Raw genomic sequence first — 12,786 nt, forward strand, 5'->3', positions numbered from 1 at the left:
GCTCAGTTCAGCAGCAAGGTGGGTTCAGCAACGAGCGGCAGGGTCTTGAGGGTAAAGCCCTGTTCGTCGACCTGCAGCATCCAGCCCTGGCGATCCCAGTCGCCCAGCACGATGCGCTGTGCGGTGTGCTCGCCGATCTGCAACTTATGAATGGCAGGACGGTGAGTGTGGCCATGGATCAGGGTGCGCACGCCGAACGCCTGCATGATGCGTGGGACTTCGTCAGGGGTGACGTCGACGATGTCATTGGCTTTCATGCGGGTTTTGGCCTGGCTCTGGTTGCGCAGCTTGCGCGCCAGTTTGTGGCGGGTGGCCAGTGGCAGGTTGCGCAGGATGAACCGGCTCAGCGGGTTGCGTAACAACCGGCGCATCTTCTGGTAGCCCACGTCCCGGGTGCACAGGCTGTCGCCGTGCATCAGCAGCACTGGCTCGTCGTTCATGACCACCAGACTGGGTTCGCGCAGCAGGGTGCAGCCGGCGGCCTTGCAGAATTTGCGGCCCACCATGAAGTCCCGGTTGCCGTGCATCAGAAATACTCGCGTGCCGCTGTCGCTGAGTGCACGCAATGCCTGGCAGATCGAAAGCTGGAACGGCGACATGGCATCGTCGCCGATCCAGACTTCGAAGAAATCCCCGAGGATATACAGCGCCTGGGCCTGGCGGGCAGGCCCGGCCAGCAGATCCAGAAACGCCCGGCTGATGTCCGGACGCTCCTCTTCAAGATGCAGATCGGAGATCAGCAGAATCACTCAATGATCTCTGCTTTTTCAATGATCACGTCTTCTACAGGCACATCCTGGTGACCGGCCTTGCTGGTGGTGGCGACGGCTTTGATCTTGTCGACCACGTCCTGGCCTTCGGTCACTTCACCGAACACGGCATAGCCCCAACCCTGGGTGGTCGGTGCGGTGTGGTTCAGGAAGCTGTTGTCCGCGACGTTGATGAAAAACTGTGCCGACGCCGAATGCGGGTCCATGGTGCGGGCCATGGCGATGCTGTACTTCTTGTTCGGCAGGCCGTTGTTGGCTTCGTTCTGGATGCTTGGGCGCTTGTCTTTCTTTTCTTTCATGCCCGGCTCGAAGCCACCACCCTGGATCATGAAATTGCCGATCACGCGGTGGAAGATCAGGTTGCTGTAATGGCCGGCGTTGACGTACTCGATGAAGTTGGCGACGGTCAGCGGCGCCTTTTCAGCGTTGAGTTGCAGCACGATGTCACCGTGGTTGGTGGTCAGCTTTACCTTGGACATAAAAACTCGCTCTCTTGGCATTCATTGATAGGTGCAAAAACACCCTGACGCGCAGTTTACCGTGCGCGATACATCTTTCAGGGCTTTTTTCTGCATTTGCCAGGGCAACCTTGGGTGGCAACCGGCAGTTTTCGCACAGTCTGTTGTCAGGGACTTGACAGCATCGGCTATGATAGGCGCTTTGATTTGCCGGCCCATCCTGGTCGCGCGCTAGAAGTTCAAGGATCCTATGAGCAAGCCCACTCCCGAATCCGCAGCCAATACCAAGGCAGCCCCTGTCGTCCCAACCAATTTCCTGCGCCCGATCCTGCAGGCCGACCTGGATTCGGGCAAGCACAGCCAGATCGTGACGCGCTTTCCGCCAGAGCCCAACGGCTACCTGCACATCGGCCACGCCAAGTCCATCTGTGTGAACTTTGGTCTGGCCAACGAGTTCGGTGGCAGCACCCACCTGCGCTTCGACGACACCAACCCGGCCAAGGAAGACCAGGAATACATCGACGCCATCATGAGCGATGTCAAATGGCTGGGCTTCGACTGGGCGGGCGAGGTGCGTTACGCCTCGCAGTATTTCGACCAGTTGCATGACTGGGCGGTAGAGCTGATCAAGGCCGGCAAGGCCTATGTCGACGACCTGACCCCCGAGCAGGCTCGCGAGTACCGTGGCACCCTGACTGAGCCTGGCAAGAACAGCCCGTTCCGTGAGCGCAGCGTCGAGGAAAACCTCGACCTGTTCGCCCGCATGAAAGCCGGTGAGTTCGAAGACGGCGCCCGTGTACTGCGCGCCAAAATCGACATGGCTTCGCCGAACATGAACCTGCGCGACCCGATCCTGTACCGCATTCGGCATGCCCATCACCACCAGACCGGTGACAAGTGGTGCATCTACCCGATCTACGACTTCACCCACGGTCAGTCCGATGCGATCGAAGGCATCACCCACTCGATCTGCACTCTGGAGTTCGAAAGCCATCGGCCGCTTTACGACTGGTTCCTCGACAACCTGTCGGTGCCGTGCAAGCCGCGCCAGTACGAATTCTCGCGTCTGAACCTGAGCTACACGGTGACCAGCAAGCGCAAGCTCAAGCAACTGGTCGACGAGCAGCACGTCAATGGCTGGGACGATCCGCGCATGTCGACCTTGTCGGGTTTCCGCCGGCGTGGCTATACCCCGGCGTCGATCCGCAACTTCTGCGAAATGATCGGCACCAACCGCTCTGACGGCGTGGTCGACTTTGCCATGCTCGAATTCAGCATTCGCGATGACCTGGACCGCAATGCACCGCGGGCCATGTGCGTGCTGCGTCCGCTCAAGGTGGTGATTACCAATTACCCAGAAGGTCAGGTCGAGAAGCTGGAACTGCCGCGCCACCCTAAAGAAGACCTTGGCGTGCGCGAGCTGCCGTTCTCCCGCGAGCTGTACATCGACCGCGACGACTACATGGAAGAACCGCCAAAGGGCTATAAGCGTCTGGAGCCTAATGGCGAAGTGCGTCTGCGTGGCAGCTATGTGATTCGTGCCGACGAAGCAATCAAGGATGCCGACGGCAATATCGTCGAGCTGCGTTGCTCGTTTGATCCCGACACGCTGGGCAAGAACCCTGAGGGCCGCAAGGTCAAGGGCGTGATCCACTGGGTGCCGGCCGCCGAGAGCGTTGAATGTGAAGTGCGTCTGTATGATCGCCTGTTCCGCTCGCCGTCGCCTGAAAAAGCCGAGGAGGGCGCGAGCTTCCTGGACAACATCAACCCTGACTCCCTGCAAGTGCTGACCGGTTGTCGGGCCGAGCCTTCGCTGGCGCAAGCGCAGCCTGAGGACCGTTTCCAGTTCGAGCGCGAAGGTTACTTCTGCGCTGACATCAAGGACTCGAAACCTGGCCGGCCGGTATTCAATCGTACCGTTACTTTGCGGGACTCCTGGAGCTAAAAGCGTTCGGGCTTCGGCCCGCAGGCTTTCAGGAACAACAAGGGTAGGAACAACGTGCTTTCCATCTACAACACGCTCACCAAGAGCAAAGAAGTCTTCAAGCCACTCAATGGCAATCAGGTACGTATGTATGTCTGCGGCATGACCGTGTACGACTACTGTCATCTGGGCCATGGGCGCAGCATGGTTGCCTTTGATCTGGTGACCCGCTGGTTGCGTTTCAGTGGTTATGACCTGACCTATGTGCGCAACATCACTGATATCGACGACAAGATCATCAACAGGGCCAGGGAAAACGGCGAGTCGTTCGACGCGCTGACCGAGCGCATGATCGCCGCCATGCATGAGGACGAGGCGCGGCTGAACATCCTCAAGCCGGACATGGAGCCGCGTGCCACCGATCATATTCCGGGCATGCATGCCATGATCCAGACCCTGATCGACAAGGGCTACGCCTACGCACCGGGCAACGGTGACGTTTACTACCGGGTCGGCAAGTTCCAGGGGTATGGCAAGCTGTCGCGCAAGAAAATCGAAGACCTGCGCATCGGTGCGCGGATCGAGGTCGACGAATCCAAGCAGGATCCGCTGGACTTCGTTCTGTGGAAAGGCGCCAAACCGGGCGAGCCCAGTTGGGACTCGCCGTGGGGCGCCGGGCGTCCGGGCTGGCATATCGAGTGTTCGGTGATGTCCACCTGCTGCCTGGGTGACACCTTTGATATTCACGGTGGCGGCAGCGACCTGGAATTTCCGCACCACGAGAACGAGATCGCCCAGAGCGAGGCGGCCACCGGCCAGACCTATGCCAATGCCTGGCTGCATTGCGGGATGATCCGTATCAATGGCGAGAAGATGTCCAAGTCGTTGAACAACTTCTTCACCATTCGTGATGTGCTGGACAAATATCACCCGGAAGTGGTGCGCTACCTGTTGGTGTCGAGTCATTACCGCAGCGCGATCAACTACTCCGAAGACAGCCTGCGTGAGTCCAAGGGCGCGCTGGAGCGTTTCTATCATGCCCTCAAAGGCCTGCCGGCGGTTGAACCGGCAGGTGGTGAGGCGTTTGTCGAGCGCTTCAAGGCGGCCATGGATGACGATTTCGGCACGCCGGAAGCCTGCGCGGTGCTGTTCGAGATGGTTCGTGAGATCAACCGCCTGCGTGACAGCGATCCAGCCACCGCCGCTGGCCTTGCGGCGCGGCTCAAGCAACTGGCCAGCGTGCTGGGCGTGCTGCAACTCGAAGCTGACGAGTTCCTGCGTGCCGGTGCCGAAGGCAAGGTGGATGCCGCTGAGGTAGAGGCCTTGATCCAGGCGCGTCTGGAGGCTCGGGCCAACAAGGACTGGGCTGAATCCGACCGTATCCGCGACCAGATCACCGCCATGGGCGTGATTCTGGAAGATGGCAAGGGCGGCACGACCTGGCGTCTGGCTGACTGACGGGCACCCTGACGTTGCTGGGTAAACAAAAAACGGCACCTCGGGTGCCGTTTTTTGTGGGTGTATGCCAGCCAGAAATCAGTTGTGCAAGGTTTCTGCTGCGTACAGGGTGTTTTCCAGCAGGCAGGCGCGAGTCATCGGGCCAACGCCGCCCGGTACTGGCGTGATCCAGCCGGCGCGGGGCAGGGCGGTCTCGTAGACCACGTCGCCGACCAGTCGGCCGTCGGCCTGCCGGTTGATACCGACGTCAATCACGATCGCGCCGGGCTTGATCCACTCACCTTTCACCAGGCCAGGCTTGCCGGCGGCGACGACCACCAGGTCGGCACGGCCTACATGAGCGGCCAGGTCCTGGGTGAAGCGGTGAGTCACGGTTACGGTGCAGCCGCCCAGCAGCAGTTCCATGGCCATCGGCCGGCCGACGATGTTCGAGGCGCCGACAACCACCGCATCCATACCGTACAGATCGGCGCCGGTGCTCTCCAGCAGGGTCATGATGCCCTTGGGGGTGCAGGGGCGCAGCAGCGGGATGCGCTGAGCGAGGCGACCGATGTTATAGGGATGGAACCCGTCGACGTCCTTGTCCGGACGAATGCGCTCCAGCAGCAAGGAGGCATCCAGATGCGCCGGCAGCGGCAGTTGCAGCAGAATGCCGTCAACCTGGGCGTCTTCATTAAGGCGGTCGATCAGTGCGGTCAGGTCTGCCTGGGACGTGCTGGCCGGCAGGTCATAGGCCTGGGACAGGAAGCCTACTTCTTCACAATCCTTGCGTTTGTGCGAGACATAGACCTGGGAGGCGGGATCGCTGCCGACCAGGATCACCGCGAGGCCCGGGGTGCGCAGGCCTTGCTGGCGGCGTTCGGCGACACGTTGGGCGATCTGCTGGCGCAGGTTCGCGGCGATCGCTTTGCCGTCGATTAGTTTTGCAGTCATGCGGGTGATTAACCATCGAGAAGGATTAAAAAGAGTGCGTATTCTCTCATGACATGGCTTCAGGGCAAAGGCGCTCGCTGCGCCTAATAAGCTAACTCCTTTATCTGCCTGAATTTTTTTTAAAAAAAGTGTTGACGACCTTCGGGGTCGTCTATAAGATTCGCACCACTTGCCGGGCAGAGCCCAGCGCCGAAGACCTCGGTACTGGATAATGCTAGTCAGATTGAACAAGGTTAACGCCCGGTTCGAGATGATCTAAAGCCTGTAATTTGTAATCGTTAAAGATGCAGATTATATAAGTGCCCGTAGCTCAGCTGGATAGAGCATCCGCCTTCTAAGCGGATGGTCGCAGGTTCGAGTCCTGCCGGGTGCGCCATTCAAGGCAGCTTTGGCACAAGTAAATGCAATATGGTGGGCGTAGCTCAGTTGGTAGAGCACAGGATTGTGACTCCTGTTGTCGTGGGTTCGATCCCCATCGTCCACCCCATATTCGAGAGAGGCGCCGGATTTAAAAGTCTGGCGCCTTTGCTTTAAAAGCTGGTTGCGCGGAAGTGGCGAAATTGGTAGACGCACTGGATTTAGGTTCCAGCGCCGCAAGGTGTAAGAGTTCGAGTCTCTTCTTCCGCACCATGAAACAAGCAGGTATTGGCTACATGTCTTTATCCTGTTAAATGAAAAAGCCGCTCTAGAGCGGCTTTTTCTGTTTTGGCAAACTGGTTTTTGGTTTCCCGGACTGATGCCGTCGGTCTGGTGAAACGCAGTATCCGGATGGAATCGGTGCTGCCCGGTCCGGTAGCTCCTCATGGGGGCAGGGCGGGGTAGACGGGTTGCCGGGGAAGCGGCCAGTTGCATCAGTCCTTTCATCGGCGATTCGATAACATCCTCTTAAAACTGCCCTTTTTCAGTAGGGTGACTTCTTGAGTTCGACCCACTAGAATGCATGCCCTTGATTCTAGGGTCGGAAACGCCGGCTAACGTCTGTGCAACGAGGAATATCCATGCAAGTTTCTGTTGAAAACACTTCTGCTCTCGAACGCCGCATGACCATTGGCGTGCCTGCCGAGCGCATCGAGACCGAAGTCAACAAGCGTCTGCAACAGACTGCGCGCAGGGCCAAAATCCCGGGCTTCCGCCCAGGCAAAGTGCCAATGAGCGTGATCCGTCAGCGTTTTGAAGAGGGTGCTCGTCAGGAGGCTCTGGGTGAGCTGATCCAGGCGACCTTCTACGAAGCTGTGGTTGAGCAGAAGCTGAACCCGGCTGGCTCGCCTGCTGTTGAGCCAAAGTCTTTCGAGAAAGGCAAGGATCTGGAATACGTCGCCACTTTCGAAGTTTTCCCTGAATTCACTGTTTCCGGCTTTGAAACCATCGCTGTCGAGCGCCTGTCTGCTGACGTGGCTGATGGCGATCTGGACAACATGCTGGACATCCTGCGCAAGCAGAACGTGCGTTTTGAAGAGGCTGACCGTGCCGCTCAGAACGACGATCAGGTCAACATCGATTTCGTTGGCAAGGTCGACGGCGAAGCGTTCGCTGGCGGCTCCGCCACCGGCACTCAGCTGGTACTGGGCTCCGGTCGCATGATTCCTGGCTTCGAAGACGGCCTGGTCGGTGCCAAGGCCGGTGAAGAGCGCGTTCTGAACGTGACCTTCCCTGAGGACTATCAGAACCTTGAGTTGGCTGGCAAGGCCGCTGAGTTCACTGTGACCGTCAACAGCGTTTCCGAGCCTAAGCTGCCTGAGCTGAACGAAGAGTTCTTCAAGCTGTTCGGCATCAAGGAAACCGGTCTGGACGGCTTCCGCACCGAAGTTCGCAAGAACATGGAGCGTGAACTGCGTCAGGCGATCAAATCCAAGGTCAAGAACCAGGTCATGGACGGTCTGCTGGCTGCCAACCCGATCGAAGTGCCAAAAGCGCTGCTGGAAAACGAAGTCAACCGTCTGCGCGTTCAGGCTGTTCAGCAGTTCGGCGGCAACATCAAGCCTGACCAACTGCCGGCCGAGCTGTTCCAGGAGCAGGCCAAGCGCCGCGTTGAGCTGGGTCTGATCGTTGCTGAAGTGGTCAAGCAGTTCGATCTCAAGCCTGATGAAGATCGCGTTCGCGAGCTGATCCAGGAAATGGCTTCGGCCTACCAGGAGCCAGAGCAGGTCGTGGCCTGGTACCTGAAGAACGAACAGCAGATGAACGAAGTTCGTTCGGTTGTGCTGGAAGAGCAAGTTGTAGATACTGTTTTGCAGAAAGCTAGCGTGACCGACAAATCGGTCTCCTACGAAGAAGCGGTCAAGCCGGTAGAAGCTCCACAAGCCGACTGATTTCGTTGTTTCGTTCGAAAACACTCACAAGCCAGCCTTCGCGCTGGCTTGTGCGTATTCAAGACTCGACTATTTGGGAGTGAGTGCAGGACATGTCCCGCAATTCTTATTTTCAGCACAACTCTGACATCCAGGCTGCTGGCGGCCTGGTCCCGATGGTTATCGAGCAGTCCGCCCGTGGCGAACGCGCGTACGACATCTATTCGCGCCTTCTCAAGGAGCGGGTGATTTTCATGGTGGGTCCGGTAGAAGACTACATGGCCAACCTGATCGCGGCGCAGCTCCTGTTCCTGGAAGCGGAAAACCCGGACAAGGATATCCATCTCTACATCAACTCACCTGGCGGTTCGGTGACAGCAGGCATGTCGATCTACGACACCATGCAGTTCATCAAGCCGGACGTGTCCACCATCTGCATCGGCCAAGCCTGCAGCATGGGTGCATTCCTGCTCGCAGGTGGTGCCAAGGGCAAGCGGCATTGTCTGCCCAACTCGCGGATGATGATTCACCAGCCACTGGGAGGTTTCCAGGGCCAGGCTTCGGATATCGATATCCATGCCCGTGAAATTCTGCATATCCGTCACCGCCTGAACAGCCTGTTGGCCGAGCATACCGGCCAAAGCCTTGAAACCATTGAACGTGACACAGAGCGCGACAATTTCATGAGTGCGGATCGCGCAGCCGAATACGGCCTGATCGACTCCGTCATCACCAAGCGTGAAATGCCTGCCTGAGTAACCCGGGATGTGGGCGGTCCTGCAACTGACCGCCTGCGGACTTGAAAAAGCCCGCAAGAGCCTTCATCTTGTGTTGCAAGCCTATCGGACTGGATCGATCGAATGACTGACACCCGCAACGGCGAGGACAACGGTAAATTGCTCTATTGCTCCTTCTGCGGCAAAAGCCAGCATGAAGTGCGTAAATTGATTGCCGGCCCCTCGGTCTTTATCTGCGACGAGTGCGTCGACCTGTGCAATGACATCATCCGTGAGGAGGTGCAGGAAGCACAGGCCGAAAGCAGCGCACATAAACTGCCTTCGCCTAAAGAAATCAGCGGCATCCTTGACCAGTACGTCATCGGTCAGGAGCGCGCCAAGAAGGTTCTCGCAGTAGCGGTGTACAACCACTACAAGCGCTTGAACCAACGCGACAAAAAAAATGACGACGTTGAACTGGGCAAGAGCAACATCCTGCTGATCGGGCCTACCGGCTCGGGCAAGACCCTGCTCGCCGAAACCCTGGCTCGCCTGCTCAACGTGCCGTTCACCATCGCCGACGCCACCACCCTGACCGAAGCCGGTTATGTGGGCGAGGACGTGGAGAACATTATTCAGAAGCTGTTGCAGAAATGTGATTACGACGTAGAGAAGGCCCAGATGGGTATTGTCTACATCGACGAAATCGACAAGATTTCGCGCAAATCCGACAACCCTTCCATCACTCGCGACGTGTCCGGCGAAGGTGTTCAGCAGGCTCTGCTGAAGCTGATCGAAGGCACTGTGGCTTCCGTACCGCCACAAGGCGGTCGCAAGCACCCGCAGCAGGAATTCCTGCAGGTTGATACCCGCAATATCCTGTTCATCTGCGGTGGCGCGTTCTCGGGTCTGGAGAAAGTCATCCAGAACCGCTCGACCCGCGGCGGCATCGGCTTCAATGCTGAGGTGCGCAGCAAGGAAGAGGGCAAGAAGGTCGGTGAGTCGCTGCGTGAAGTCGAGCCGGACGATCTGGTCAAGTTTGGCCTGATCCCCGAGTTCGTCGGTCGTTTGCCGGTATTGGCAACACTGGACGAACTGGATGAGCCGGCGCTGATCCAGATTCTGACCGAGCCAAAGAACGCCTTGACCAAGCAGTACGGCAAGCTGTTCGAGATGGAAGGCGTTGACCTGGAGTTCCGTTCCGATGCACTCAAGGCCGTGGCTCGCCGCGCCCTGGAGCGCAAGACCGGTGCTCGTGGCCTGCGCTCGATTCTCGAAGGCGTGCTGCTCGACACCATGTACGAAATCCCGTCGCAAAACGACGTGAGCAAGGTGGTGATCGACGAGAGCGTCATCGAAGGCACCTCCAAGCCGCTGCTGATCTATGAAAACAGCGAGCCTGCCGCCAAAGCTGCACCCGATGCCTGACGCCTGTGCGTGAGTGCTGACAAGGGGGTGTACGAAACGTCGGCGAATGCAGGCAGTTTTCGTGCAAAACCCAAGAAGGGGCCCTTGTGGCCCCTTCTGCATTTTGGGGTTATGCGCCGCCAGCAGTGCGGCGTTCGTCGTTGGTCGGGCAAGCCCTGCCGGATCCGGGAAATAAAATCGTAACTATTTCCTGATCGGGCCGCTAAGGCTTGTATTTTTGCAACGCAGACCCCATCTTGGTTTCAAGCACATTCAATCTGTCCACGGCCAATTGGCCGCTGTAGAGGCGAAATCATGAAAGCCACCATCGAATTGCCTCTTTTGCCATTGCGTGATGTTGTGGTTTATCCGCATATGGTTATCCCGCTGTTCGTGGGGCGCGAGAAGTCTATCGAAGCCCTTGAGGCGGCGATGACCGGTGACAAGCAGATTCTCCTGCTCGCGCAGAGAAACCCGGCTGACGACGATCCGGGCGAAGAAGCCCTCTATGGTGTCGGTACTGTCGCCACTGTCCTGCAACTGCTCAAACTGCCTGATGGTACTGTCAAAGTGCTGGTTGAAGGCGAGCAGCGCGGCAGCGTTGAGCGCTTCATGGAAGTCGACGGTCATTGCCGCGCCGAAGTTGCGCTGATCGATGAAACTGCCGCGCCGGACCGTGAGTCCGAGGTCTTTGTACGCAGCTTGCTCGGCCAGTTCGAGCAATATGTGCAATTGGGTAAAAAAGTCCCTGCCGAAGTCCTGTCCTCGCTCAACAGCATCGAAGAACCAGGTCGCCTGGTCGATACCATGGCGGCGCATATGGCGCTGAAGATCGAGCAGAAGCAGGAAATCCTCGAAATCATCGACCTGTCTGCACGTGTCGAGCATGTGCTCGCTCTGCTGGATGCTGAAATCGACCTGTTGCAGGTCGAGAAGCGCATTCGTGGCCGGGTCAAGAAACAAATGGAGCGCAGCCAGCGCGAGTACTATCTGAATGAGCAGATGAAGGCCATTCAGAAAGAACTGGGTGATGGTGATGAAGGCCACAACGAGATCGAAGAGCTGAAAAAGCGCATCGACGCTGCTGGTCTGCCTAAAGATGCTCTCACCAAAGCCACCGCCGAGCTGAACAAGCTCAAGCAGATGTCGCCGATGTCCGCTGAAGCGACCGTGGTGCGTTCGTACATCGACTGGCTGGTACAGGTGCCCTGGAAGGCGCAGAGCAAGGTGCGTCTGGACCTGGCCCGTGCCGAAGAGATTCTTGACTCTGATCACTACGGTCTGGAAGAGGTCAAGGAGCGCATCCTTGAGTACCTCGCCGTGCAGAAACGGGTGAAAAAGATCCGTGGTCCGGTGCTGTGTCTGGTCGGCCCGCCGGGTGTCGGCAAGACATCGCTGGCCGAGTCGATTGCCAGTGCGACCAATCGCAAGTTCGTGCGCATGGCCTTGGGTGGCGTGCGTGATGAAGCAGAAATACGCGGTCACCGTCGTACTTACATTGGCTCGATGCCGGGTAGATTGATACAAAAGATGACCAAGGTCGGGGTCCGCAATCCACTGTTCCTGCTCGATGAGATCGACAAGATGGGCAGTGACATGCGTGGCGATCCGGCTTCGGCGCTGCTCGAAGTGCTCGACCCCGAGCAAAACCACAATTTCAACGATCATTATCTAGAGGTTGATTACGACCTTTCGGACGTGATGTTCCTGTGCACCTCCAACTCGATGAATATCCCGCCGGCGCTGCTCGACCGTATGGAAGTCATCCGTTTGCCAGGCTACACCGAAGACGAAAAGATCAACATCTCCGTCAAGTACCTCGCGCCCAAACAGATCCAGGCCAATGGCCTGAAAAAGGCCGAGCTGGAGTTCGACGAGAGCGCCATTCGCGACATCATCCGCTACTACACCCGTGAAGCGGGCGTGCGCGGCCTTGAGCGGCAGATTGCCAAAGTCTGCCGCAAGGTAGTCAAGGAGCACGCCAAGGAGCGTAAATTCGCCATCAAGGTCACCTCGGACAATCTTGAGCATTATCTGGGCGTGCGTAAATTCCGCTACGGACTGGCCGAGCAGCAGGATCAGATCGGTCAGGTGACCGGCCTTGCGTGGACCCAGGTGGGCGGCGAACTGCTGACCATCGAGTCGGCAGTGATTCCGGGTAAAGGCCAGTTGATCAAGACCGGTTCGCTGGGCGACGTAATGGTCGAGTCGATCACCGCCGCACAGACGGTTGTACGTAGCCGTGCCAAGAGCCTGGGGATTGCGTCGGACTTCCATGAGAAGCACGATACGCACATCCACATGCCTGAAGGGGCAACCCCCAAGGATGGCCCGAGCGCCGGTATCGGCATGTGCACCGCGCTGGTGTCGGCCCTGACCCAGATCCCGGTGCGCGCCGATGTGGCGATGACCGGTGAGATCACCCTGCGTGGTCAGGTACTGGCGATTGGCGGTCTGAAGGAAAAGTTACTCGCCGCACATCGTGGCGGGATCAAGACTGTAATCATTCCCGAAGAAAACGTACGCGATTTGAAGGAAATTCCTGACAACATAAAGCAAGACTTGCAGATCAAGCCCGTTAAATGGATTGACGAAGTCCTGCAAATTGCGCTGCAATACGCCCCTGAGCCCTTGCCGGATGTAGCTCCCGACAGGGTGGCGAAGGACGAAAAGCGCGAGTCTGACTCTAAGGAAAGAATTAGCACGCATTAAGTCTGAGTGGGCTTTCTTGACAGCTTTTTGGAGCGCTTGTTATAAAGCGGCTCTTTCAGGCCAGTATTTGAAGACCCTCAGCGCTCGTTTTGCTTAACACCAAAAACTTAGAAACATACT

At 57.8% G+C, this 12,786-nt stretch carries 9 protein-coding genes and 3 tRNA genes; 9 read left to right on the top strand and 3 right to left on the bottom strand.

From position 1 onward, the window contains the following. Positions 1–2 precede the first annotated feature (2 nt). Positions 3–749, bottom strand: coding sequence for a UDP-2,3-diacylglucosamine diphosphatase (locus PSCI_RS18065; RefSeq protein ID WP_045489723.1), 747 nt, complete (start codon positions 747–749; stop codon positions 3–5). Continuing rightward, the gene (locus PSCI_RS18070; protein WP_045489724.1) at positions 746–1,249 is read right to left on the bottom strand and encodes a peptidylprolyl isomerase; all 504 of its coding nucleotides are present in this window, start codon (positions 1,247–1,249) and stop codon (positions 746–748) included. Before PSCI_RS18070 ends, PSCI_RS18065 begins: the two co-directional genes overlap by 4 nt. Positions 1,250–1,478: 229 nt before the next feature. On the opposite strand from PSCI_RS18070, the gene PSCI_RS18075 reads away from it, so the two are divergent. Further along, the gene (locus PSCI_RS18075) at positions 1,479–3,173 is read left to right on the top strand and encodes a glutamine--tRNA ligase/YqeY domain fusion protein (protein ID WP_045489726.1); all 1,695 of its coding nucleotides are present in this window, start codon (positions 1,479–1,481) and stop codon (positions 3,171–3,173) included. Positions 3,174–3,227: 54 nt separating this feature from the next. Beyond that, positions 3,228–4,610 carry a cysteine--tRNA ligase gene (cysS, locus tag PSCI_RS18080; RefSeq protein WP_045489728.1) on the top strand — a complete coding sequence of 461 codons (1,383 nt, stop codon included), beginning with the start codon at positions 3,228–3,230 and terminating at the stop codon, positions 4,608–4,610. A gap of 78 nt (positions 4,611–4,688) precedes the next feature. Here the strand turns inward: cysS and folD are convergent, their stop codons facing one another. Beyond that, complete coding sequence (gene folD / locus PSCI_RS18085) at positions 4,689–5,543, bottom strand: bifunctional methylenetetrahydrofolate dehydrogenase/methenyltetrahydrofolate cyclohydrolase FolD (protein WP_045489729.1); 855 nt, start codon at positions 5,541–5,543, stop codon at positions 4,689–4,691. Between the two features lie 299 nt (positions 5,544–5,842). Here folD and PSCI_RS18090 point away from each other — a divergent pair. The 7 genes from PSCI_RS18090 (at position 5,843) to lon (ending at position 12,666) form a co-directional block, all read left to right on the top strand. Further along, positions 5,843–5,919 (top strand) — tRNA-Arg (locus PSCI_RS18090). A gap of 35 nt (positions 5,920–5,954) precedes the next feature. After that, positions 5,955–6,030, top strand: a tRNA-His gene (locus tag PSCI_RS18095). Positions 6,031–6,088: 58 nt separating this feature from the next. After that, positions 6,089–6,173: transfer RNA gene (locus tag PSCI_RS18100), tRNA-Leu, on the top strand. Positions 6,174–6,541: 368 nt separating this feature from the next. Continuing rightward, complete coding sequence (gene tig / locus PSCI_RS18105; RefSeq protein ID WP_045489732.1) at positions 6,542–7,852, top strand: trigger factor; 1,311 nt, start codon at positions 6,542–6,544, stop codon at positions 7,850–7,852. 92 nt (positions 7,853–7,944) lie between these two features. Beyond that, positions 7,945–8,586, top strand: a complete 642-nt coding sequence (gene clpP, locus PSCI_RS18110; protein WP_045489734.1) for an ATP-dependent Clp endopeptidase proteolytic subunit ClpP — start codon at positions 7,945–7,947, stop codon at positions 8,584–8,586. A 105-nt stretch (positions 8,587–8,691) separates the two neighbouring features. After that, positions 8,692–9,975: an ATP-dependent Clp protease ATP-binding subunit ClpX gene (gene clpX, locus PSCI_RS18115; protein WP_045489737.1), complete on the top strand. Its 1,284-nt coding sequence runs from the start codon at positions 8,692–8,694 to the stop codon at positions 9,973–9,975. A 294-nt stretch (positions 9,976–10,269) separates the two neighbouring features. Continuing rightward, complete coding sequence (gene lon / locus PSCI_RS18120) at positions 10,270–12,666, top strand: endopeptidase La (RefSeq protein ID WP_045489739.1); 2,397 nt, start codon at positions 10,270–10,272, stop codon at positions 12,664–12,666. Positions 12,667–12,786 lie beyond the last annotated feature (120 nt).

It is taken from the genome of Pseudomonas sp. StFLB209, assembly GCF_000829415.1.
GTDB lineage: Bacteria > Pseudomonadota > Gammaproteobacteria > Pseudomonadales > Pseudomonadaceae > Aquipseudomonas.

Bases quoted from the DNA above. Each gene is read 5' to 3' on its own strand.
- PSCI_RS18070 (WP_045489724.1), bottom strand. From the start codon at position 1,249: ATGTCCAAGGTAAAGCTGACCACCAACCACGGTGACATCGTGCTGCAA.
- folD (WP_045489729.1), bottom strand. From the start codon at position 5,543: ATGACTGCAAAACTAATCGACGGCAAAGCGATCGCCGCGAACCTGCGC.
- PSCI_RS18075 (WP_045489726.1), top strand. From the start codon at position 1,479: ATGAGCAAGCCCACTCCCGAATCCGCAGCCAATACCAAGGCAGCCCCT.
- clpP (WP_045489734.1), top strand. From the start codon at position 7,945: ATGTCCCGCAATTCTTATTTTCAGCACAACTCTGACATCCAGGCTGCT.
- lon (WP_045489739.1), top strand. From the start codon at position 10,270: ATGAAAGCCACCATCGAATTGCCTCTTTTGCCATTGCGTGATGTTGTG.
- clpX (WP_045489737.1), top strand. From the start codon at position 8,692: ATGACTGACACCCGCAACGGCGAGGACAACGGTAAATTGCTCTATTGC.
- tig (WP_045489732.1), top strand. From the start codon at position 6,542: ATGCAAGTTTCTGTTGAAAACACTTCTGCTCTCGAACGCCGCATGACC.